This is a genomic window from Flagellimonas ulvae, from assembly GCF_049333175.1.
In the GTDB taxonomy this organism is placed as follows: domain Bacteria; phylum Bacteroidota; class Bacteroidia; order Flavobacteriales; family Flavobacteriaceae; genus Flagellimonas.
This window is the reverse complement of sequence record NZ_CP186325.1, coordinates 2,757,443-2,779,220: the sequence shown is the minus strand read 5'-3', so window position 1 is coordinate 2,779,220 and position 21,778 is coordinate 2,757,443. Positions and strand designations below refer to the sequence as shown.

Below are 21,778 nucleotides of genomic sequence, written 5' to 3'. Positions count from 1 at the left end.
AGATTTCTACCCCTCCCTTAGCGTTTTAAGTGTTCTTAATTCTTTGCGTACTTGAAAGAATATGAAAAATGAAAAGAAGAAGAGTAAGACTATGGACGATATCAAAATGTAAGTATAAAATCCCTTGGATAAACTAGCCTTAAAATCAGGTAACATCGTCCAAAAGGCGAGGCTGTATAGAGTCAACAATATTGGAGTCAAGACTACGTGAACGATAATTCTTTGTTTGTGGTATTTTTTAAGTTTTACTTTAAATTTTTCAATCTCCAACGTAGCAGATAAGGTTCTCAAATTACTTAAGCTGAATGATTCCAGAACCGCTCTAATCACTAAAACTCCTATCATGACTATTAGGGCTATGGCCACGCTCTGATATTGTATTGCTTTGACGTAGTAGAAAAAATACACTAGAACAACAATGGTCGTTAAAAAAACGATGTTTGCTATCCACTGTTTTCTCTCCACTCTAGAAATTTTTTGCTTTAGTTTTGCAAAATCTGTTTCCGATGGTTTTTGAATGGGCTGGGCCATCCAGCTTTTCTGTAATTCTTCAAATTTATTCATGTTCAACACATTTTGATAGTTGCATTTTAATACGATGGATTCTTGTACGAATGGCCTCATGTTTCAGGCCTATCACCTTGGCAATATCCTTTTGCGCCAGTCCTTCAAGCTCCATAAGGATTATAGCTTTGTTGGTTACACTAAGGGTATCGATACATCGATACATCTCTTGATATTGCCTTTCCTTTCCTTCCGTTGCATCACTTCCATCTGAAATCTCATGGGAATCAACCGCAACCAAAGGTTGATTTCGTTTCCTTTTTCTAAGATTCATTAAACAGGTGTTTACCGCTATTCTATAAATCCACGTGGTAATATTGCTTTCTTGTCTGAAAGTCTTTAAGTTATTCCAAGTTTTTATAAAAACCTCTTGGGTCAAATCATCAGCCAATTCCTTATTTCCCCCAACATACCCCATACACAATCGCATTACTTTGGGATAGTTTTCTTGGTAAATATGTTTAAAATGAATTTCTTGTTCTGTCATCTTTTATGGAAGACTGGACTGTAATTGATCAAGAAGCCAAGTAGGTTTATCGAACATGATAAAATGTAATGCCCCTTCCGCAAACCTTAGCTCGTAGTCAGGAAGATTTTTATATTGATCCTCATACGTTCTTTTGGCCATGTCCAATCCAAATGGTTCAGTCGCTGCCAAAATAATGACAGGTATATTGATGTTAGCAACATCTTCCCTCAGGTCTACCTTTAAATAATCTGTGTAACCATAAACATAGGTCTCTCGGTCTGCTCCTTTCATCCATTCAACAATTTGATTTTGTTTTTCCTTGGTCTGCGTCATTCCCATTGCCATATTGGAAGCCATTTTTTCAAAATCTTCGGGGCTCATCGTTAACATTTGGTTGTTATATGGGCTATCATAAACCATATTATCACTATTGAAGTTAGGAAACATAAGTGCCCCAGTTGCTGTTAAAGCATCTACAATAATCAATTTTTTAAAGATAGAATCTTTTGCCGCTAAAGAAAGAGCCAAAGTTCCTCCAAGGCTATGACCAATCGCAATAGCGTTCTCCAATTGATTTTTTTTAACATAGTTCAATACTCCTTTTTCAATTTTGGGATACCATGGGAATTCTATAGAAGGAACTTCGCCAAAGCCAGCAAAAGTAAACAGGTGACATTCATAGTTCTTGGAGAGAACAGCAATCTGTTCTTCCCATACTTCTTCAGTACAGGCAAATCCTGGGAAAAACAACAAGGGCTCCCCTGCTCCTACAACCTGAACCTTAAAGGGTTCTTTTTGAGCATGTGTGGAAATAGTGGAAAGGATAATAAGTAATAATGCTAAAAGAGTTTTTGATTTTTTCATGGGTAAAAGAATTAATTGATTTTTACCCTTTTGATGCACAATTCAAAAAATGTTACCTCAAAACCAAAAAAAATTTAGCCGATTACCTAAAGTTCAATTCGTTTCATAGCAGTTATGGCAAGAATTAGTGAAATGAATAAAAATATGGCGCCAAGTGCGTAAGCCGCGCCTGGAAAGTAAAAAGTGGTTTCAGGACGAATGAAATAGTAGAAAACAGGAGCAAATATTAATTGACCAAGAATGGCGGTAATGCTTACTAAACTTGTTATAGACCCTTGGAGGATTCCCTGTTCTTTTTCAGAAACTTGGTTTGAAATTATACCTTGAACCGTTGGTCCTGCAATTCCACCTAACGCATAAGGAATTAAAAATGCATATAGCATCCATGGCTCATCGGCCTGAGAAAACAGAAACATCCCCAATGTCCAAAGCAAAAACCCAATGGTTACCACTTTGCGTTTGCCAAACCACTCTACGGCCTTTCCTACCAAAAACCCTTGAACAAAAGCTACCAACAATCCTACTACCACCAAAGAAACCCCTATTTGCTTAGGGCTCCAGTCAAATAGTTCTATAGTGTAATAAGACCATACTGATGGCAAAGCTTGCCCTGCCAAATTGGCCATAAAAAAGGCGAAAATCAATATCAATACGCCTTTGTATTTCCGTAATGCAACCAAGGAAACCCCTGGTATCATTTTCATTTTATCTATAGGTCTTCTCTTTTCTTTGGATAAAGATTCAGGCACCACAAAGTATCCAAATAGGAAGTTTGCAAAGGTCAAACCTGCGGCAATGTAAAAGGGTAAACGAATATTGATGTCACCAAAAAACCCACCAATACCAGGACCGATGATAAACCCTAGTCCAAAAGCAGCCCCGATCAAACCAAAGTTCTTTGCCTTTTCCTCCACTGTACTTATATCAGCAATGTACGCTGTGGCAACGGTAACACTTGCTCCGGTAATTCCTGCCAGAAACCGTCCAACAAAAAGCCACATAATTGTTGGAGCCCATGCGTGAACCAAATAGTCGAAACTTAATCCGAGAAGGGATAATAAAAGAATGGGTTTACGGCCATATCTATCTGAAATCTCCCCCATAACCGGAGAAAATAAAAACTGCATTCCAGCAAAAGCTGTGGTCAGCCACATGCCGTAAATTACAGCCATATGATTTCCTTCACCTGTCAATTGCATGATGAACTCTGGGATGATAGGAGCAATGATTCCTATACCGATAACATCTACCAAAATGGTAATGAAAATGAAGAGTAATGCAGTGTTTTTAGATTTCATTAGAATCTGATTTATACATAATAAAAAGCCCCACTATTGTAGTGAGGCTTATGTGTTATGTCCATGAATAACCTTTAGTTATTCAGTGCTTCAGCCCCACCAACGATTTCAAGAATTTCATTGGTAATCGCTGCTTGTCTCGCCTTATTATACGTTAATTTCAATTGATCTCTAAGCTCCGTCGCATTATCTGTTGCTTTATGCATAGCCGTCATACGCGCTCCATGTTCACTTGCGAAAGAATCTCGAATAGCCTTGTATAATTGCGTCTTCAGAGATTTTGGAATCAACTGCTCTACTATCTCTGCCTTTTCCGGTTCAAAAATATAATCGCCACTATTCTGGTCACCTCCTTCAATCGGCACAATAGGTAAAAATTGTTCAGTCATTACGATTTGGGTAGCGGCATTCTTGAACTTGTTATAAACCAATTCAATTTTGTCATAATCACCATCTGTGAACTTGGCCATTAACTCTTCAGAAATTTCTGAAACTGCATCGAATGTCAAACCATCAAAAATTTCACTTTTGTTGGCAATCACATTTGATTTTCTACTCAATCCATCATTCCCCTTTTTTCCAATGGCCAAGAAATCAACTTGCTTTCCAGCATAAATGTCTTCCAAAACGGCACATTGCTTTAGAATATTGGAGTTAAAAGCACCACAAAGCCCCCTGTTTGAAGTGATGGCTACAACCAAAACCTTGTTTACCTCGCGATTGTCTGCATAGCTGCTCCCAGCATCTCCATCCAGGCTGGCACTTAAACTTTGCAAAAGTTCAGTAAGCTTATTGGCATACGGACGCATGGCCGTAATGGCATCCTGAGCTTTCTTCAACTTGGCAGCAGAAACCATTTTCATGGCACTGGTTATCTGCATGGTTGAAGAAACCGTGGAAATTCTGTTTCGTATTTCTTTTAAGTTCGCCATTCTATTTTGATAGTATGGATTCCTGCCTCCCTTCGACTGCGCTCCGGATGTGACGGCAGGAATGACAATTGATTATCCTCTATACTTGTCTGAAAGTTCTTTACAAACCGTAGTCAAGGTTTCGGTTACCTCATCAGTCAGCTTTCCTGCTTTTAAAGTATCCAAAACGCCTCTGTGCTTTGCATTCAAGAACTCGATAAAATCTCTTTCAAATTCTTTTACCTTATTAACGGGCACATCACGCAGAAGATTCTTAGAACCTGCAAAAATGATAGCCACCTGGTCTTCAACCGTAAATGGGTCATTTTGTGCTTGCTTCAAAATTTCAACGTTTCTACGTCCCTTTTCAATCACATTTAAAGTTGCAGCATCCAAATCAGAACCAAACTTGGCAAAAGCTTCCAATTCACGGAACTGGGCTTGATCCAATTTCAAAGTACCAGAAACTTTTTTCATGGACTTTATCTGAGCCGAACCACCCACACGAGATACCGAGATACCTACGTTAATCGCAGGTCTTACCCCTTGGTTGAACAAATCCTGCTCCAAGAAAATCTGACCATCCGTAATCGAAATTACGTTAGTTGGAATATAGGCAGAAACGTCACCCGCTTGTGTCTCAATGATAGGAAGTGCTGTCAATGAACCTCCACCTTTCACCATAGGCTTCAAGGTATCTGGAAGATCGTTCATGTTCTTTGCAATATCATCATCGGCAATCACTTTTGCAGCACGCTCCAACAATCTTGAGTGTAGATAAAAAACGTCACCAGGATATGCTTCACGTCCTGGAGGTCTTCTTAAAAGAAGAGAAACCTCACGATAGGCCACCGCTTGTTTTGATAAATCATCATAGATAATCAAAGCGGGACGACCCGTATCCCTGAAGTACTCTCCAATGGCAGCACCTGCGAACGGAGCATATACCTGCATAGGTGCAGGGTCTGATGCGTTTGCAGCAACAATGGTAGTATATGCCAAAGCTCCTTTATCTTCCAAAGTTTTTGCAATGGCAGCAACTGTTGATGCTTTTTGCCCTACTGCAACATAAATACAGTATACCGGTTCTCCGGCATCATAAAATTCTTTTTGGTTTAGAATCGTATCGATACAAACCGTAGTTTTTCCAGTTTGACGGTCACCAATTACCAACTCACGCTGTCCTCTACCGATTGGAATCATGGCATCAATGGCCTTAACCCCAGTTTGCAAAGGCTCATTTACCGGTTGACGGTAGATAACACCAGGCGCTTTACGCTCCAAGGGCATTTCATAGGTCTCACCAGAGATAGCTCCCTTACCATCGATTGGGTTACCCAAAGTATCCACAACACGACCAACAATTCCTTCACCAACATTAATGGATGCGATACGTTGCGTTCTTTTTACCGTAGCACCTTCCGTTACCAATTTAGATGGCCCCAACAATACAACCCCAACATTATCTTCTTCCAAGTTCAAAACGATACCTTCCATACCACCATCGAACTCAACAAGTTCTCCGTACTGAGCATTGGAAAGTCCATATACTCGGGCGATACCATCACCTACCTCCAATACAGTTCCTACTTCATCTAAAGATGCGGTAGCTTCAAACCCAGATAATTGCTTTTTTAATATTGCTGATACTTCAGCGGCTTTTACTCCTGCCATTTTTATAGACTATTTGTAAATTCTCTTTTTAATCCATTCAATTTGTTTGAGATGCTGGCATCGTACTGTAAGTCTCCTACACGCAATACAAATCCTCCAATGATGCTTTCATCTATTTTGTTCTCGATGGTGACCTTCTTTCCTGTCATTTTGGTCACCTCAGCCAATATTTTCTTTTCAAGAGCAGCATTTAATGGTACTGCAGAGGTAACATAGGCTACATCTTCCCCCTTCATCCGCTCATATTGAATGATGTACTTTAAGGCTACTTCCTTAAGTAAATCAATTCTTTTGTTATCGGTCAAAATACCCAACAAGCCTTTGGTGATTTCACTACAATCTTTGAAGATTTCACCAAGGATATTCTTCTTTACCGCACTTTTAACCACAGGATTTCCCAAAAGTGTCGCCAACTCTTTATTTTCCGCTATGGTATCCTTGATGATCCGCATGTCTTTTCCAACAGCTTCTGCTGATTTTTTTTCGACAGCGAAATCAAGGATGGCCTTTGCGTAACGAATTGCAGCTCTTCCTTCGTTCATAGTGGTCTTAGTTCAATTTGATGTCTCCCAACATATCATCCACAAGCTTTTGTTGCTTGCTTTTGTTGGATAGTTCATCTTTGATTACCTTCTCAGCAATATCAATGGAAAGTGTTGCCACCTGCGCCTTGATGTCCGCAACAGCAGCTTTCTTCTCACTTTCAATAGAAGCTTGCGCTTTAGCAATCATTTTATCCCCTTCTTTCTGGGCCTCTTCTTTGGCATCTGCTAAGATTTTTTCTTTGAGCTCTCTTGCCTCTTTAAGAAGACTTTCCCTTTCTGCACGAGCTTCTTTCAACAAGCTCTCACTGTCCGCCGTGATATTTTGCATTTCTTTCTTGGCAGATTCAGCAGCATCCAAAGCATCTTGGATTCCTTTTTCCCTGTCCTCTAAAGAATTCATAATTGGCTTCCAGGCATATCTTGCAAGAATGAAAATCAATATCAGTGTGATGAGCACTTGCATTGCAAATAGCCCAGGAGAAAAATCGTTTAATAGTTGCTCCATAATCTTTTTTTGTTTTTTTAAAACACCATTTTGCAACCAATCGTTGCAAAATGGTGAATTTGTGTTCTGCTATCGGATTATTTTCCTAAGAAAAGTGCACCGAATGCCAAACCTTCCAATAGTGCGGCGATAATAATCATCGCAGTTTGGATTTTACCAGTAGCTTCTGGTTGACGAGCAATACCTTCCATGGCACTACCACCAATTTTACCCAATCCGATACCTGCACCGATTACAATAAGGCCTGCACCTACTAAATTTGGAACTGTCATAAATAATCTATTTCTAGTTAAACAAAATAAAATTCTCTTTAATGATGGTCATGATCTGCAACCGCCATTCCAATGAATAGGGCTGATAGCATAGTAAATATGTATGCTTGTAAGAACGCAACCAGTAACTCAATCAACGTAATAAAAAATGATAATAATACTGATAACAAACTGGAACCAACTAATGTCATATCAGTCTTATAAAGAAGATAAATAGACATTAGATTAAATAGCACAATGTGTCCGGCAGATATATTCGCAAACAAACGAACCAACAATGAAAATGGTTTAATTAGAAAAGCACCTGCCAATTCAATTACTGCCAAAATTGGACGAATCCACCATGGCGCATCAGGCATCCACAACATATGTTGATAATAATGTTTATTTCCTTTAAATGTATATATCACCAAGGTAATAACTGCAAGTGCGGTTGTTACTGCAATCTGTCCAGTAACATTAAATCCTAATGGGGTTAAACCAAGTAGATTCGAAAACCAAATAAAGAAAAACACAGTCAATAGATAACCGGTAAACTGGCGGTATTTATGTCCTATGTTTGGTCGTGCGATTTCATCTCTTACGTATAACACTAGAGGCTCAAGTACTCTTCCAAAACCTGTTGGGATTTGTTTCTTTTTGTATTGCTTGGCGAGTCCTCCAAACCAAATCAACATCAGAATACCTATAAGTAAGATTCCAAAAACATTTTTGGTGATGGAAAAGTCCAACACTTTGTGGGCGTTAGTAGGGTGATGGGTTTCATCAAAAGAGATGGCTTCAGCACCTTCTTCCAACTCATAAATCTTACTGTGCAATTTTACAAAACGCGTTCCATTAGCCTCAACAATGTGATGTCCGGAATCATCGTGATGAAATTTAGAAGACATAAAGGTGGTCAATCCCTTGCTCGACCATACAATAACGGGAAGAGGAAATCCTACATGTTTGCGCTCTCCATGGCTATCGGTATACGAAAACAAATGAAAGTCATGTGCATCTTTGATGTGGTGAAGAATGTATTCCCCTACTTCGTCTTTGGTGTCAACCGCTCCTTCATGCCCCTCATCACTCTTGGCAAACAGTGATGGCTGGAGTAGAAAAATAAATAAGGCTGTCAGTACTAGGTTTGGCTTACGTAAAATCTTTGTCATTTTTTGCTAATTACCCCTCCTTAAAAATCTGCGCAAAGGTAATTAGTTATATAAGATTTTCCACCTTATTTTTTAATTATTTCCTATTGGTTTTATTCAGCAGTTGTGAAATAACAAAAACCTCTAAAAACAATCCTAGAAATAACGGAACCAATACAAGAAAAACCTCAATATTTTCAAGGCTTTTGGAAGGTTGAACCAATTCTTGGAAAACCACCACAAAGATGACCAACTTTAGAAAAAATGTGCCTAGATATATGAATCCGAGCTGCTCTTTCCATTTTTTGTGCCTATTCAAACCTAAAAAAAGTAAGCAAACCATGATGGAAAACATCAGATGGAATGCGTAATGTTCATTTAGAGCTATTTTGGAAAATTGCGCTTTGGGAACATTATTTAAAGTAAGAAAATATGCCAGAGCAAAGCATAAAATGATGCCTAAACTTAATATTAAACCTCTTTTCAAGTAGTTACTTATTGAGTTGTGTCACTTGTCTTATCATGGCATACATAGCCAGTCCTATGGCAAGCAAAGTAAACAAAGTTTCGGCGAAATCGGTAGTGTATTTTGAATCTATCCATTTTCCCAATAGATTCCCTAGATAAATGGTCAACCCCATTTGAAGGGCCATGCCAGAAAGCCTGGCCCCTTTTCTTAAATAATCTTTTTCGTCTTTTTTAGGAGACTTTTGCTGGCTCATTCGTCTTGGTAGACTGAAGCTTACTTGCAGTGGAACTAGTCGAAGCAGTGGAAGAGGAAGAAGTTGATGTAAAAGCTCCTTTACCCATGGTACATGACGCATTGAATGTAGCTCCTGGTTCCACGGCCAATTTGGAAACACTCACATTACCTTCAATTGTTGCTGAGGCTTTTAAAGAAAGTAAATCGCTCACATTCAATTCGCCATTGAACTTTCCTTCAATATCAGCATTTACACATTCTACTTTTCCATTGATATAGCCATCTTTACCAATGACCACTTTTCCTGATGTCTTTACATTTCCTTCCAATTTTCCGTCGATTCTAAAATCGGCTTCGGAAGTAATATCACCCTTTATTTTGGTGTTCTTTTCAATTCTGTTGGGTTGTCCGCCAAATTCTGTCATAGGTCTGGGTTTTTTGTTGTCTGAAAACATTGTGTTCTACGGTTATGGGGTTAACATTTGTTCTTTGTATGATTCTAAATTTTTATGGATTTGGATGACTTTGTAATTCTCCGATAAAACTACAAAATTCTCCTCTTTGATTCGGTAGTCACGGTTCTTTTTTATAAGCTCCACAAAGCCTAAGGCAAACTCCTGAGATTTAAAGCCGTGAACCACGACAAACTGATCTTCAAGATTATAGATGTCCTTGGATATAACGTTTTTATATTTAAGGTCGTTCACAACCTCTTCCAATCGCTTCTTTAAAGCCAACGCTTTTTCATTGTCCTTTATTTTGTAAGGAAACACAACTTTCCAATTTCCTGTGCCAGTAGAGCCCAATTCTTTGGAAAACTCTTTGCTTGCCATTTTTGGGAGCTGTTCTTTGACCATCAGTTCGGCCCTTTTTCCTTCCACATTGTTAGGATAGGTCAAAGCCACATAATTCAAAGCTTCCTTAAACGGTTCAAATCCCTGAAGTCGCCCAATAGCATTCGCCTTCAGCATTTCAAACTTAGGGACTATGGGGTCTCCGGTAAAACGGTCAACATATTCCTGACTCTGTGTGATAACCCGCAAAAACTCTTGCTTTTGATATGATTTAAAGAGCTGCGAGTATCTTGCATCAGGACTATCTGTATCTCCTTCAAGCACAGCTTGCGGATTCAAAAGTATTTCCGCATAACGAGTGTCCGAATGATTCGTAATGATATTTTGCTTCATCGATTCGGCCAAAGGACTTCCAGACTCCTCGTATATTTTATATAAGTTGTATTTGGATGGTAAAATTAAACGCTCTTCTGGGTCTGATTTTAAAACGTCTTCCAATTTTCCTGCAGCCAGAAGATTTTCCTTAAATTTTTCCTTATAAATAAGTCCCAACTGATAATTGGCAAAGTTCTCTTCTTTTTGAAGGCTGTCAATTACAGAAATCTCCGTGGGCACTCTGGACAAATAAAAGTCCAAATCGTATTTCTGGTCTGGAGGCAAATCCTCAGGAGATTCTCCACTGGCAAGAACATCTTCTCCTGTGGCTTCAGATGGCAAGGTTCGGCTTTTGTTGCTCCAACGCCAGTCATCTTCCAAAGCTCTATTGCCCCAACGGGTTTTAAAATCATTTTTACCGTATCCCAAGCTGGTAATATTATAAAAATAGAATTTGCCTTTGTTCTCTTTTCCTCCTCTAGATTCACCAAAGGCAGCGAAGCCTGCGGTGGTTCTTTTCAATTCTTTCGCCGCTTCGGCTTCATCCTTACGCTTCAACTCAGCAATATAATCTTCAAAATACGCCTTCCGCTCAGCTTCGGGCATGTCATAAATAGTAATCACACTATCAGCATACTGGGCAATATCCTCATACTTGATAACGTCTTCGAGATTATCCAACTTCTTCTTGATTCTCCTAAACTTACGTGTATTCTCCTTTAAATTGGTCAAAGTACTATCGTAATAAGCACCTGACGTTCTGTAGTTATTTTCGTCAAAATGATAATCTGCCAAGCTCTGATAATTGAGAGAACTTAGTTTTTTATCCCCTTGATTTGCTTTTAGGGACTTATTGTAGTAGACCAAGGCCAAACTGTCTGATTGGGTTCCCAGATGAAATTGGGCTACTTCTCTGTAAATTTTATCCAAAAAAGGTCTATTCTCTCGATTCTCTTCCAAATCAGTCAAATATTCCAAAACCTCTTCCTGATTTTCATTCGTGATTTCAATGTTCTGTATTTTCTTTAGATGGGCATTAATCATGTAAACCCTTGGAGACTTTCTATTTAAGTCAATTACTTTATTGAAGGCATAATTAGCGCTGTCCTTATGATTCAATTGATTATAAAGTTGCCCTATGATGAAAAGATAGCGGCCCCTTTCCGCATTTTTTCTCGTGTACGCCTGAGCTATTTTGAGTCTTTGGATTGCAGTATCTGGAGCTTTTAGGTTGATGTAACACTGCGCCAATACCGCACTGGCATCTGCGTGCTCTTGATTCCTTAAATCCTCATACTTAAACATGCGTTTTAGGTTTTTGACCGCTAACTCTGGATTATCCAACCGCATGTGGGTCTTTTCCCTCCAAATCCGTGCTTCGTTAAGTTTATCACTTGCCGCATATTTGCGAAGGATATAGTTGAAGGATTCCAACGCAGGAATATAACGTTGGTCAAAATACCGCGCTTTTCCCAAAAGCAAAAAGGCTTCGTCAATTTGGGGATTACGTTCCTGGTCTTTAATGTTCATGCTGTGTTTCTGAATGGCCTTGGTGGCTTTTTCCTCAGCAACTTCAAAATTGGGGTTGTTGTTTTCCGAATCCAATTTTACTTCATCGGTCACTTCCAAGCGCTCCACAGGAAGAATCTCCCAAAAATCATCTCGATAATTGGCATTGAGTTCCTCTCGCCCTACCTCAAAGGCAAGATTCCCATTGTACAAGGTGTTGTACTTGGTATTTAATGCATGCCAGTTTCGGTTAATGAATTTGTCTTTTTTGACTGAACAGGAGTTCAATAGTGCCCCAACCAAAACGAGTGCCCCAAAAATTTTTTGAAAGTGGTTCAAAATAATCTGTAATCGTATGTAAACTTAACTCAGAAAAGGTAAGATTATTATAAGCTTCATCGATAAAACACCGAATTCTTTTTCGTTAGCGCATAGCAACACTTTACCAAGCAGAAGGGCTTTCATATTTTACCCTGACCCGATTGTACTTGCTTTTGTATGCCACAGGAGAAAGACCTACGTATTTTTTAAAGACTGTCCTAAATGCTTTTTGGTCCATATACCCCACTTGGTACATGACCTCATTTACATTTTGTTGGGTGGATTCCAAGCTACGTTTGGCAGCTTCAATTTTCACGCGTTGAATATATTCTAAGGGAGTATTTTGAGTCGCTTTTTTAAACCTTCGGACAAAATTTCTGCTGCTAATCGCAAATTTCTTGGCAAGCTCTTCCACAGATATTTTGTGATTCACATTTTGCTCAATGAATTCCTGAGCATCTTTAATGGCTTTATCATTATGATCTTTTTGGCCTTGGAAAATGGCAAATTGGTTTTGGTCTTCGCGATCAATATCAATCTCCAAGAACTTTGACACGTATATTGCTGTTGGTCTTCCGCAATATTTTCCAACCAAATGGGCCATAAGATTCAAAAAGGAGTATGCTCCACCGCTGGAATATATCCCATCTTCTTCCGTAACTATCTTGTTAGATACCAAATTCACTTTTGGAAACAATTGCCTAAAGATTTCCATTCCAGCCCAATGGGTGGAACATTGTTTGCCATCCACCAATCCGGTCATGGCCAGGATAAAGGCTCCGAGACACATACTCCCTACTTCGGTTCCATATTGGTTGCGTTGTTTCAAAATCCATGGTACATAGTCCTTGTTTTCTTCCATTTCCTCAATCAACAAATCAGGTCGGAAAGCAGGAATAAGAATTAAATCCGTTTTTTCAACCTCATCAATGGTGGCATTGCAATGTATGCTGAAAGCACCATCATAGAGTATTGTTTCCTTTTCCAAACCAACAAAATGCACATCGAAAAAATTGTCATTTCTAACGCCTGTTTTCTTTAAAAAAGAATTGGCCACGGATAGCACTTTGTAAGGTCCCACAACACTACTCAAGATGGCGTTGCGCTTGGGAACCAAAATAGATACATGTTTCATTCTGTGGAATTTAGGTTCTTTCAAAAATAGGAAAAGCGTTTGGCGCAATCAACCCTTAAAAGTGTCTTATATGCCCTTTTTGTGAGCATCTGTCTTTTGTAGCTTTGAGAGATGGAATTTGAAAAATTCGACAGGATACGGCAAAAACTTTGCCAAAACATCCAAAGGTCACCGAAGGGAAAATGATGAGCTCCCCAGCTATTCATTATAACAACAAAGTGTTCGCGTTTTTTTCCAGAAAACAAAAAATGGTTTTCAAATTAGGGAAGGATTTTAATCTGGAAGGACCACGTCTTAATCTTAAAGAATTTAACCCCTTTAAGAACAAGGGACCCTTGACCGGATGGTATGAAATGGATTTTGAGGAACAAGATGCTTGGGAAGAAATGACCGAAATGGCATTGACCTTGATCAAAGAAAAAGCCTGAGCTATATGTCCAAATGAAGTCCGCTGAATCGTCATATTCAAAACGAACCTTAATATCTACCAGATGATTACTGAAGCATACAGCTCCTTTTTTAAAGAATTGGCCCACAATAATCACAAGGAATGGTTTCATGCCAATAAAAAGCGTTATGAAAAGGACGTAAAAACACCTTTTTTGAATCTGTTGGACGCGGTCCTTCCAACCTTAAAAGATTGGGAAAGCAAGATTGATGAGGACCCCAACAAAGCCCTGTTCCGAATCAATCGGGATATCCGATTTTCTAAGGACAAATCGCCCTATAACACCATAATGAAGGCTGGTTTTTCTCCACGAGGTAAAAAGTCCGAACTACCCGGCTTTTATTTGGGCATCGATGCCGAAAACATTCATGTGGGTGGTGGACTCTTCATGATCAGCACTCCGGAATTAAAGCTTTTGCGCCATTCCATTGCTGAAAATCCGGAAGCCCTGGTTTCCATTGTGCAGCAAACAGATTTTGTTCAAAACTTCGGAAAATTGAAAGGAGAAAAAGCCAAGCGTTTGGATAAAGAGTCGATGGCTGTCTCGGAAAAAACAGATTTAATATTTAACAAACAATTCTATGCCATGGCTGAATTTCCGCTTGCCCCCTTCTACAATTCGGAAAGTCTGGTGGATGAAGTCTTGAATCACTTTGAGGTCATTCGGCCATTAAACATTTACTTAAACAAGGCTCTAGCTTAAGAAAATATAGTACAAATTATAAAAAACAAACACATGACAACACAAGAAGTAGCAAACCAATTGGTAAGTTTCTGTAGAGAAGGAAAGTATCAAGAAGCATACAGGCTTTATGCAGACGATGCAGTAAGCGTAGAAATGCCTGGAGTTCCTAACGAAATTACCCAAGGATTGGATAATATTTTAAAAGGATTTGAAACCTGGGCGAATAGTATTGAAGAATCCCATGGAGGTTCTGTTGGAGAACCTATAGTGGCGGGCAATCATTTTACGGTTCCTATGATGAGCGATGTAACCTTTAAAGGTATGGGGCGGTGCAAAATGGAAGAGCTATGTGTTTATGAAGTAGGAAACGGAAAAATAAAAAAAGCTTCTTTCTTTTACGACCCATCAGTTCTGGGTATGTAAAATTTCAAAAACTAAAAGCGTCGATAATCGGCGCTTTTTTTATCCCCCAAAGAAAGTTTCCAGTTCCTTAAGCGTTTCTGCAGAAGTTTGAATGTCCTTAACCACCTCTCCTTTGTTTAAAACCACGATTCGTTCGCACACTTCTGTCACATGAATAAGGTCATGGCTCGACACCAAAACGGTTACACCTTCACTCGCGGCCAATTCCTTAATTATGGCTTTCAGTCGAATTTGGGTAGTGGGGTCCAAATTGGCAAAGGGTTCATCCAAAATAACTACCTCAGGATTTCCAATAAAAGAAGCTACAATACCTGCTTTCTTTTGGTTTCCTTTGGAAAGGTCCCTCAAATATTTCTTTTGGCCCAGTATCTCCCCATGGAAAAAATCTTCAAATTGAGCTAGCAGCGCATCCACATCTGCCCTGTTTCTTCCCCGCAGATCTCCAATAAAATAGAAGTACTCCTCCGGGGTCAAATATCCTATCAAAAAGGATTCGTCAATGAAAGAAGAGGTAAAAGGTTTCCAATCTTCACTTGCACTTACTTCTACCTCATTGTTCACAATTTTGCCCGATGAGGGTTGTATCAAATCCAACAAAAGACTAAAAAAGGTGGTTTTCCCTGCGCCATTGTTCCCGACCAAACCAAAACTTTGACCTTTTGGGATTTCCAGATGGTCAATATTCAGGACCAGTTGCGAACCGTATGTTTTAGTAAGGTTATCAGCAATAATCATATCTCGTGAGTATTTCGTGTTATTTTGAATTAGCTATTTTTTTCTTTGAATCCGGCTATCATGCCATACTTCTTTCTACGATATTGTTCGGTTATTACATCCAGCAATTTGTTTTTGAACATGAATCCTACAATTCCCATAATGGAAAGTACCGCAACGCCTACCTCAACCGAAAAAATGAAGTAAAAAATGGTGAAAATGAGAATAGGAGCGCCCAAGACAGGCAGCATTATTAAAAACTGGGTGCCACTTGTACCCTGCATATTCCCAAACGGGCTTTTGTCAAGTTCTATTCGCTTTTTATTGAAAGAACCGAAATATAGAATCACCGGAATATTGACACCTAAGTTGTATAAGGCACTTCCAAAATTGATGGCCAAAGCTTCCCAGCCAAAATAGACGTAGGGTATGGTCAACAAAAACATGACCACCACACTCACAGAAATCAATCCTGCTTTGGAATCCAAATATTTTCTAAGCGGAATGTTCTGCGACATCATCATACTATAATAAGCACTGTCCCATGCTGGAATAAACTGTCCGAAGTTGGCCAAGAAAATTCCGGTCATAAAAATTCCCAAGAAAGCGAACATGGGCATCATGTTGGCATAAATTTCTTGGGTGTAGAAAATGAGTCCATAGAAAACAAACAAGAGGGAAATAAAAACCTGTGCCTTGGTCCGTTTATTGCGCCAAATAAGTTTTAAATCCAATTGCAAAAAAGGAGCGATATCACCAAATTTTCGGGTCCATGCCAAATCTGAAGACTTGGCTTCTTGTTTTTTAGTCTTTAATGAGTCATCCAAGAAAAGACGGTTCCGCAAAAACTTATAGTTGAGCCAATACACAATCAATACCAATCCAACAGGTACTAAAAATGCAAGCGGATAAGCGTACAATCCATGAAATATGGGGCCAAAGAATTCCTTTATGGGTACAATTTGAAAATAATCCAGGCCATAAAAGGTCAAAATCAACCCAATGATTACAAAAAGGGCCTTGTCATTTTTATTAATGAGAAAATTGACGTAGTTGATACAAAGCACTATCGCAAAAATAGAAAGCAGCCAAAGGAGTACATTCAAAACAGCATACCCTTTTAACAGTAACACGATGGCAAAGGGTAAAAAGAAAAAGATCGCAAAAAGATTGTAAATGGAAACTCCAGATCTTCCTAAAATATAATGTGTAATCTTGCTTTTATTGATTGGAAGAATCAAAAAGGGTTTGATATCCATTACCGGTAACTTTTGCAGAAAATATCGAAAGAACATTTCCATTAATATCCAATACACGAGATATTGGCTCAGCGTCCACATCGGGCTCTGGTCTGGAAAAAGCTCCCGAAGAATAAAGTATATGCCTGACCCGGTCATAACCAGTGCAGTCAACATATACAATCCGAAAAATATCATCAGGACTTTTAAGGCAACCCCCTTACCAAAGGAGGAGGACCTAAAAAACGACTTCCACTGTAGTCGAATAAAGTGTTTGAACATGGGTTGGCAATTTTTCTCCAAATTAGTAATCAAAACCAAAGTTTTGTTACAAGCCGTTACAATTTTCTAAAAATGAAGGCTGAAACACCGCTAATCCTTAATTTTGCGCAAAAATTGTTTTCATGAGTGATTTTCATGCCCTAAAGATTTCGGACGTTCAAGCATTAACTCCCAATTCCGTTGCGTTAACTTTTGATATTCCAGAGAGTCTCAAAGATACTTTCAGCTTTACCGCTGGACAGTATATTACCCTGAAACACGGTGTAAACGGAGAAGAGGTGCGAAGAGCTTATTCCATTTCATCGGCTCCATCTTCTGGGCAAATGACAGTTGGAATCAAAAAAGTACCGAACGGAACATTTTCTGTATATGCCAATGATTCCATTTCTGAAGGAGATACTTTTGAAGTAATGCCTCCGGAAGGGCGTTTCATTTTTGAAACGGATAACACCAAAAAGAATATTGCTGCCTTTGCTGCCGGAAGTGGAATTACTCCAATTATGAGCATAGCACAAACCGTTTTGGAAAGTCATCCTGAAAACAAATTTGTCTTGGTTTTTGGCAATCAGACTCCTGCTGAAACCATGTATTTAAGCAAAATCCAAGAGCTTCAACAACAATATACCGATAGGTTCATGGTTCAGCATTTGTACAGCCGTTCCCAAGAGGATAATGCACTATTCGGTCGAATTGAGACCTCAACCGTGAATTTCATCGTCAAAAACAAGTTCAAGGAAGTGGATTTTGACACTTTCTACCTATGCGGTCCAGAAGAAATGATTAACATGGTTTCGGACACACTAAAGAAAAATGGCATTTCTGAGGATAGCATCCTTTTTGAATTATTTACCAGTTCGGATGCCGAGGACACGCTTGCGGAGGATTTGGATGGCAAAACACAAGTTGAGGTAATTGTGGATGATGAGACTTTCACAGTCACCATGAACAAAAAAGAATTGGTGCTTGATGCGGTCTTGAAACAAAATATCGATGCCCCATATTCTTGTCAAGGTGGGGTATGCAGCAGTTGCATTGCCCGGGTAACCGAAGGAAAGGCAGAAATGGTCAAAAATCAGATTCTTACCGATGGAGAAGTTGCTGAAGGCTTAATCTTAACCTGTCAGGCACACCCACTTACAACTACCTTAAAAGTAGATTATGATGATGTTTAACTAATGATTGCACTGAAAGCCATCTATATAGCCAACATTCTCGTAGCAGGTTGGATTAGCATTACCAGCCTGTTCCATCCCAAACGGGCCGTCAGTACTGTTTTTCAGAATACGGTGGAATATTCAGAAACCATCCGTTTGGTAGGTTGCTTATGGGGCGCCATCTTCATTTTATCCATTTTAGGGCTTTTTTATCCCAAAAGAATGGCTTTAGTGCTTCTATTTCAATTGATTTATAAGGGAAGCTGGCTCCTGTTTGTTGCTTTACCTGCTATTTTGGAAAAGAAACCCTATCCATCAGGTATGGCCCTGTTTTTTCTGATTTGGTGTGTGGTCTTACCTTTTGTGATTCCGTGGAAATTTATTTTTCAATAAGAAGGGACTCCAAAGCGCGGCTTCCATGATCATACCCAATCTGATAGGCCTTTTCGATTCCTTTTTTATCCAACACGCCAATTTTTTCAAGCTCCAGCGGTTCAATAAATAGGTCGCACTCGTTTAATTTTTTGTGACTCGCTGCGTAAATCATCAAACCCGTGACCCGACCAGCCAATTGAAGTGAGTTTTTTAGGTCTTTTTTGCCAATTTCTCCGGCTATGGAAACATTGCTACCAATAACAAAGTCCACCTTACCATCCACATATTCCTTGGGAAAGTTGTTCATGATACCACCATCAGCGTACAGTGTTTTGTCAATTTCAACGGGACTAAAAACAGGGGTCAAGGCTGCCGAAGCCAGCAGTGGGTGAATCAATTCCCCTTCGGAAAACACTTTTTCCAAACCTCGCATCAAATCCGTAGCCACCACATAGAGGGGTTTTTGCAAGCTTTCAAAACTGTTTTCTGGAAAAAAGCCCTTAAAAATGGAAAAATAACGGTCCGTATCAATAAAACCGGGTTTGTTGATGGCAAAGAAATTATACTGAAATAAAGGGGTCTCCTGGAAGAATTGGAGCATATCCTCTACCGAATTTCCGTTCGCATACAGTGCACCTACCAGCGCCCCGACACTGGTCCCGGAAATGACCTCCGCCTCAATATTATGCTCCTGCATGGCTTTGATTAACCCAATATGAGCCATGCCCCGAATACCGCCTCCGGAAAGGACCAATCCAACCGATTTTTTGCTAATTTCAATTTGAGACATACTGCGGTAGTGTTTAAGGCGCTACAAAAGTACGATTCGGGCTTATAACTTGGGTAGGAAACCCTTGATTTTAAGAAAGCTTTACAGACTTCCGAGTTTGTGTCTTATTCTTTAATGCAGAGAAATTACCGTTCATCGATCAAATGTATTTCGTCGACCACTGTACACCATATTTGTCCATTTTCGGAACCGACTTACGGGTCGGAATGTTAAAATTGAACGTTTTCCTCGATTTTATAGTAATTCCTTTCATTAAAAAACGACCAAACCCTGTATTCTTTTTTATCGTAAGTTTACGAAAAGCCTTTTCGCGTTGCGCAATACGTTTCAGAATGATACTGCTATACTTTTCTTTGCCAATTCGGCAGAGAAAGATTTCTCGCGCAAAAATTTTGGCATTAAAGGCATCGCTTTTTTTGAAGACCTTACAGATCACACCCTACAAACAATTGAACGCACCGGGCTTCCTTTCTTTCATTTTTCGGAAGAAGAACAGCAGGGAGATACTTTTGGCGAGCGAATTTCCCACGCCTTTGCATCTATTTTTACTTTAGGTTTCACCAAGGTGATTTCGGTAGGGAATGACAGTCCCAACCTAACAGCTCAGCATATTCTAAAAGCTCAAAAGCAAGTGTCAAAAGGCAATGCCGTAATTGGCCCATCTTTGGATGGTGGGTGTTACTTAATGGGTTTGCATCGTGATAACTTCCACAAAGAATCTTTTAAAGCCTTGCCTTGGCAAAGTACTTCATTGTATCAACAGTTGGTGCTTCAATTGGAACGTCAAGGCGTTGACCTGACTTCCTTGGACATATTAAACGATATTGATTCCGTTGCCGATGTAAAACGTCTTTCCAATTTTATCAAGCACTTTTCCGCGCGTTGGATTGCACTTTTCAATACGATATTCAACTTCGGGCAACCGAATACCTTGGTGCCCATTCCTATTTACAAGAGCGGTTCTACCTCAACTCCTTTTAATAAGGGCTCGCCATTTAAGGGCTAAATTTCCTTCGACCCAAAAGCCTCAGCTACTGAGGCACCCTTTTTAATTCATGCACCTTGGTGCGCATCACAAATTTTATAGAACAAAATACAATGGCAAATTCATATTACGATCCAGCAGATTTAAGAAAGTTTGGAAAAATCACCGAATGGAGTGAAGAGATAGGCAACAAATTTTTCGATTATTATGGCAAGGTTTTCGAAGAGGGCGCACTAAGTGCTAGAGAAAAGTCTTTGATTGCCCTAGCTGTGGCCCATGTGGTCAAATGTCCGTATTGCATTGACGCCTATACCAAAGACGGTTTGCAACGTGGCATTACCAAAGAAGAAATGATGGAAGCAGTTCATGCCGGTGCGGCTATTGAAAGTGGTGCTACCTTAGTTCACGGGGTACAGATGATGAACAAGTATAACAAGTTATCCATGTAAAAATGGTTGTAGGTTAAAAGGCCAATGGGCTTGGCAACCAACAACAAACAATTCAAAAAAATGGCCGAAAGTATATTACCTCAAATAAAAAAAGCCGCTAAGAAATCCCTAAAAGCTCGTGATGGTGAACTTGCCTCCATCAACAGACAGCTGGATATCTTGAACGGAGGCATCTTTGCTGATGGAGAACTGCCCTACTTCAAGGATAAAATTGCCGAGATAGGACATCATCCATTACGCCCAAAGAAATTGGAAATCCTGCAAATCAATGTAGGGTATATGTGTAACCAAGTTTGTGAGCACTGCCATGTGGACGCCGGACCTGACCGAAAGGAAATCATGACCCGCGAGACTATGGAGCTCTGCCTAGAGGTTATCCGTAACACAGGCGCCCATACTTTGGACCTGACCGGAGGTGCACCTGAAATGAACCCTGACTTCAGATGGTTTGTGGAAGAAGCATCCAAAGCAGGTATCCAAGACTTTATAGTACGTTCCAATTTGACCATTATCCGTGCGAATAAAAAGTATTACGACCTACCCGAGTTCTTTAAAAAGCATAACGTGCACGTCGTGTCTTCCATGCCGCACTACACCCGTGGCAAAACCGATAAGCAACGTGGGGATGGGGTTTTTGATAAATCTATTAAGGCCCTGCAAGAACTGAACGCTGTGGGCTACGGCATGCCGGGCAGTGATTTGCGCTTAGATTTGGTTTACAATCCATCTGGGGCATTTTTGCCTGGAGACCAAATGGCCATGGAGCGAGACTTTAAAAAAGCTTTGGATGAAGATTTTGGTATCCAGTTCCACAATTTGTTTGCTATTACCAATCTCCCTATTTCCCGCTTTTTGGATTATTTAGTGGCTTCTGGAAACTATGAGGACTATATGTATGCCCTAGTAGAGGCTTATAATCCAGCAGCAGTAGCCAATGTAATGTGCACCAATACCATCTCCGTAAGTTGGGATGGTTGGCTCTACGATTGTGATTTCAACCAAATGCTGGACCTAAAGGTCGCCAGCAAGGTAAAGCATCTTAAAGATTACAATGAGGATATTTTAAACGACCGCAACATTGTGATTTCCCAACATTGTTATGGCTGCACCGCTGGCGCGGGAAGCAGTTGTCAAGGTACAGTAGCGTAGACTAAATCAACCCG

The 21,778-nt window shown here is 39.7% G+C and carries 26 protein-coding genes; 8 read left to right on the top strand and 18 right to left on the bottom strand.

All coding sequences use genetic code 11. From position 1 onward, the window contains the following. Positions 1-6: 6 nt before the first annotated feature. From ACOKFD_RS12750 to ACOKFD_RS12680, 15 genes are all read right to left on the bottom strand, one after another. Entirely contained in the window at positions 7-564 is a 558-nt protein-coding gene (locus ACOKFD_RS12750) for a hypothetical protein (protein ID WP_422858271.1), read from the bottom strand. Continuing rightward, positions 557-1,051 carry an RNA polymerase sigma factor gene (locus ACOKFD_RS12745; RefSeq protein ID WP_422858270.1) on the bottom strand — a complete coding sequence of 165 codons (495 nt, stop codon included), beginning with the start codon at positions 1,049-1,051 and terminating at the stop codon, positions 557-559. The genes ACOKFD_RS12750 and ACOKFD_RS12745 overlap by 8 nt, the downstream gene beginning before the upstream one ends. Before the next feature lie 3 nt (positions 1,052-1,054). After that, positions 1,055-1,897, bottom strand: coding sequence for an alpha/beta fold hydrolase (locus tag ACOKFD_RS12740; protein WP_422858269.1), 843 nt, complete (start codon positions 1,895-1,897; stop codon positions 1,055-1,057). Between the two features lie 86 nt (positions 1,898-1,983). After that, positions 1,984-3,195, bottom strand: coding sequence for an MFS transporter (locus ACOKFD_RS12735; RefSeq protein WP_422858268.1), 1,212 nt, complete (start codon positions 3,193-3,195; stop codon positions 1,984-1,986). Between the two features lie 74 nt (positions 3,196-3,269). Then, a complete protein-coding gene (gene atpG, locus ACOKFD_RS12730; protein WP_422858267.1) occupies positions 3,270-4,127 on the bottom strand; it encodes an ATP synthase F1 subunit gamma in 858 nt (285 codons plus the stop codon). Positions 4,128-4,199: 72 nt separating this feature from the next. Then, the gene (atpA, locus tag ACOKFD_RS12725) at positions 4,200-5,780 is read right to left on the bottom strand and encodes a F0F1 ATP synthase subunit alpha (protein WP_422858266.1); all 1,581 of its coding nucleotides are present in this window, start codon (positions 5,778-5,780) and stop codon (positions 4,200-4,202) included. A 2-nt stretch (positions 5,781-5,782) separates the two neighbouring features. Then, on the bottom strand, positions 5,783-6,322 hold the full coding sequence (gene atpH, locus ACOKFD_RS12720) for an ATP synthase F1 subunit delta (protein WP_422858265.1): 540 nt from the start codon (positions 6,320-6,322) through the stop codon (positions 5,783-5,785). Between the two features lie 7 nt (positions 6,323-6,329). Beyond that, the gene (locus ACOKFD_RS12715) at positions 6,330-6,830 is read right to left on the bottom strand and encodes a F0F1 ATP synthase subunit B (RefSeq protein WP_422858264.1); all 501 of its coding nucleotides are present in this window, start codon (positions 6,828-6,830) and stop codon (positions 6,330-6,332) included. A 77-nt stretch (positions 6,831-6,907) separates the two neighbouring features. Continuing rightward, positions 6,908-7,102, bottom strand: a complete 195-nt coding sequence (gene atpE, locus ACOKFD_RS12710; protein WP_014032715.1) for an ATP synthase F0 subunit C — start codon at positions 7,100-7,102, stop codon at positions 6,908-6,910. Between the two features lie 38 nt (positions 7,103-7,140). Next, complete coding sequence (gene atpB, locus ACOKFD_RS12705; protein WP_422858263.1) at positions 7,141-8,256, bottom strand: F0F1 ATP synthase subunit A; 1,116 nt, start codon at positions 8,254-8,256, stop codon at positions 7,141-7,143. A gap of 76 nt (positions 8,257-8,332) precedes the next feature. Continuing rightward, entirely contained in the window at positions 8,333-8,722 is a 390-nt protein-coding gene (locus tag ACOKFD_RS12700) for a DUF6168 family protein (RefSeq protein WP_422858262.1), read from the bottom strand. Positions 8,723-8,726: 4 nt separating this feature from the next. Further along, positions 8,727-8,957 carry an AtpZ/AtpI family protein gene (locus tag ACOKFD_RS12695; RefSeq protein ID WP_422858261.1) on the bottom strand — a complete coding sequence of 77 codons (231 nt, stop codon included), beginning with the start codon at positions 8,955-8,957 and terminating at the stop codon, positions 8,727-8,729. Beyond that, on the bottom strand, positions 8,935-9,393 hold the full coding sequence (locus ACOKFD_RS12690) for a polymer-forming cytoskeletal protein (RefSeq protein WP_298996011.1): 459 nt from the start codon (positions 9,391-9,393) through the stop codon (positions 8,935-8,937). Before ACOKFD_RS12690 ends, ACOKFD_RS12695 begins: the two co-directional genes overlap by 23 nt. A gap of 12 nt (positions 9,394-9,405) precedes the next feature. Continuing rightward, positions 9,406-11,955, bottom strand: a complete 2,550-nt coding sequence (locus ACOKFD_RS12685) for a tetratricopeptide repeat protein (protein WP_422858260.1) — start codon at positions 11,953-11,955, stop codon at positions 9,406-9,408. A 103-nt stretch (positions 11,956-12,058) separates the two neighbouring features. Next, the gene (locus ACOKFD_RS12680) at positions 12,059-13,072 is read right to left on the bottom strand and encodes a GlxA family transcriptional regulator (RefSeq protein ID WP_422858259.1); all 1,014 of its coding nucleotides are present in this window, start codon (positions 13,070-13,072) and stop codon (positions 12,059-12,061) included. A 248-nt stretch (positions 13,073-13,320) separates the two neighbouring features. On the opposite strand from ACOKFD_RS12680, the gene ACOKFD_RS12675 reads away from it, so the two are divergent. From ACOKFD_RS12675 to ACOKFD_RS12665, 3 genes are all read left to right on the top strand, one after another. Continuing rightward, positions 13,321-13,500 (top strand): hypothetical protein, encoded by a 180-nt coding sequence (locus ACOKFD_RS12675; protein WP_422858258.1) that lies wholly within the window; start codon positions 13,321-13,323, stop codon positions 13,498-13,500. Between the two features lie 63 nt (positions 13,501-13,563). Beyond that, on the top strand, positions 13,564-14,223 hold the full coding sequence (locus ACOKFD_RS12670) for a DUF2461 domain-containing protein (protein WP_422858257.1): 660 nt from the start codon (positions 13,564-13,566) through the stop codon (positions 14,221-14,223). A 33-nt stretch (positions 14,224-14,256) separates the two neighbouring features. Next, positions 14,257-14,628, top strand: a complete 372-nt coding sequence (locus tag ACOKFD_RS12665) for a SnoaL-like domain-containing protein (protein ID WP_298996020.1) — start codon at positions 14,257-14,259, stop codon at positions 14,626-14,628. 39 nt (positions 14,629-14,667) lie between these two features. Here the strand turns inward: ACOKFD_RS12665 and ACOKFD_RS12660 are convergent, their stop codons facing one another. Together ACOKFD_RS12660 and ACOKFD_RS12655 are read right to left on the bottom strand one after the other, a co-directional pair. Then, a complete protein-coding gene (locus ACOKFD_RS12660) occupies positions 14,668-15,363 on the bottom strand; it encodes an ABC transporter ATP-binding protein (RefSeq protein ID WP_298996022.1) in 696 nt (231 codons plus the stop codon). A gap of 29 nt (positions 15,364-15,392) precedes the next feature. Continuing rightward, the gene (locus tag ACOKFD_RS12655; protein WP_422858256.1) at positions 15,393-16,862 is read right to left on the bottom strand and encodes a DUF5687 family protein; all 1,470 of its coding nucleotides are present in this window, start codon (positions 16,860-16,862) and stop codon (positions 15,393-15,395) included. Positions 16,863-16,984: 122 nt separating this feature from the next. Here ACOKFD_RS12655 and ACOKFD_RS12650 point away from each other — a divergent pair, with 122 nt between their 5' ends. Both ACOKFD_RS12650 and ACOKFD_RS12645 read left to right on the top strand, forming a co-directional pair. Continuing rightward, entirely contained in the window at positions 16,985-18,034 is a 1,050-nt protein-coding gene (locus ACOKFD_RS12650) for a 2Fe-2S iron-sulfur cluster-binding protein (RefSeq protein WP_422858255.1), read from the top strand. Between the two features lie 3 nt (positions 18,035-18,037). After that, on the top strand, positions 18,038-18,409 hold the full coding sequence (locus ACOKFD_RS12645) for a hypothetical protein (RefSeq protein WP_422858254.1): 372 nt from the start codon (positions 18,038-18,040) through the stop codon (positions 18,407-18,409). Here the strand turns inward: ACOKFD_RS12645 and ACOKFD_RS12640 are convergent. Continuing rightward, a complete protein-coding gene (locus tag ACOKFD_RS12640; RefSeq protein ID WP_422858253.1) occupies positions 18,396-19,181 on the bottom strand; it encodes a patatin-like phospholipase family protein in 786 nt (261 codons plus the stop codon). The genes ACOKFD_RS12645 and ACOKFD_RS12640 overlap by 14 nt on opposite strands. 313 nt (positions 19,182-19,494) lie before the next feature. Here ACOKFD_RS12640 and ACOKFD_RS12635 point away from each other — a divergent pair, with 313 nt between their 5' ends. The 3 genes from ACOKFD_RS12635 to arsS all read left to right on the top strand — a co-directional run bounded on the left by ACOKFD_RS12635 (position 19,495) and on the right by arsS (position 21,764). After that, positions 19,495-20,187 (top strand): TIGR04282 family arsenosugar biosynthesis glycosyltransferase, encoded by a 693-nt coding sequence (locus tag ACOKFD_RS12635; protein ID WP_422858252.1) that lies wholly within the window; start codon positions 19,495-19,497, stop codon positions 20,185-20,187. Positions 20,188-20,279: 92 nt separating this feature from the next. Further along, positions 20,280-20,615, top strand: a complete 336-nt coding sequence (locus ACOKFD_RS12630; RefSeq protein WP_106144907.1) for an arsenosugar biosynthesis-associated peroxidase-like protein — start codon at positions 20,280-20,282, stop codon at positions 20,613-20,615. A 60-nt stretch (positions 20,616-20,675) separates the two neighbouring features. Next, on the top strand, positions 20,676-21,764 hold the full coding sequence (gene arsS / locus ACOKFD_RS12625) for an arsenosugar biosynthesis radical SAM (seleno)protein ArsS (RefSeq protein WP_298996033.1): 1,089 nt from the start codon (positions 20,676-20,678) through the stop codon (positions 21,762-21,764). The last annotated feature ends 14 nt before the right edge of the window (positions 21,765-21,778 follow it).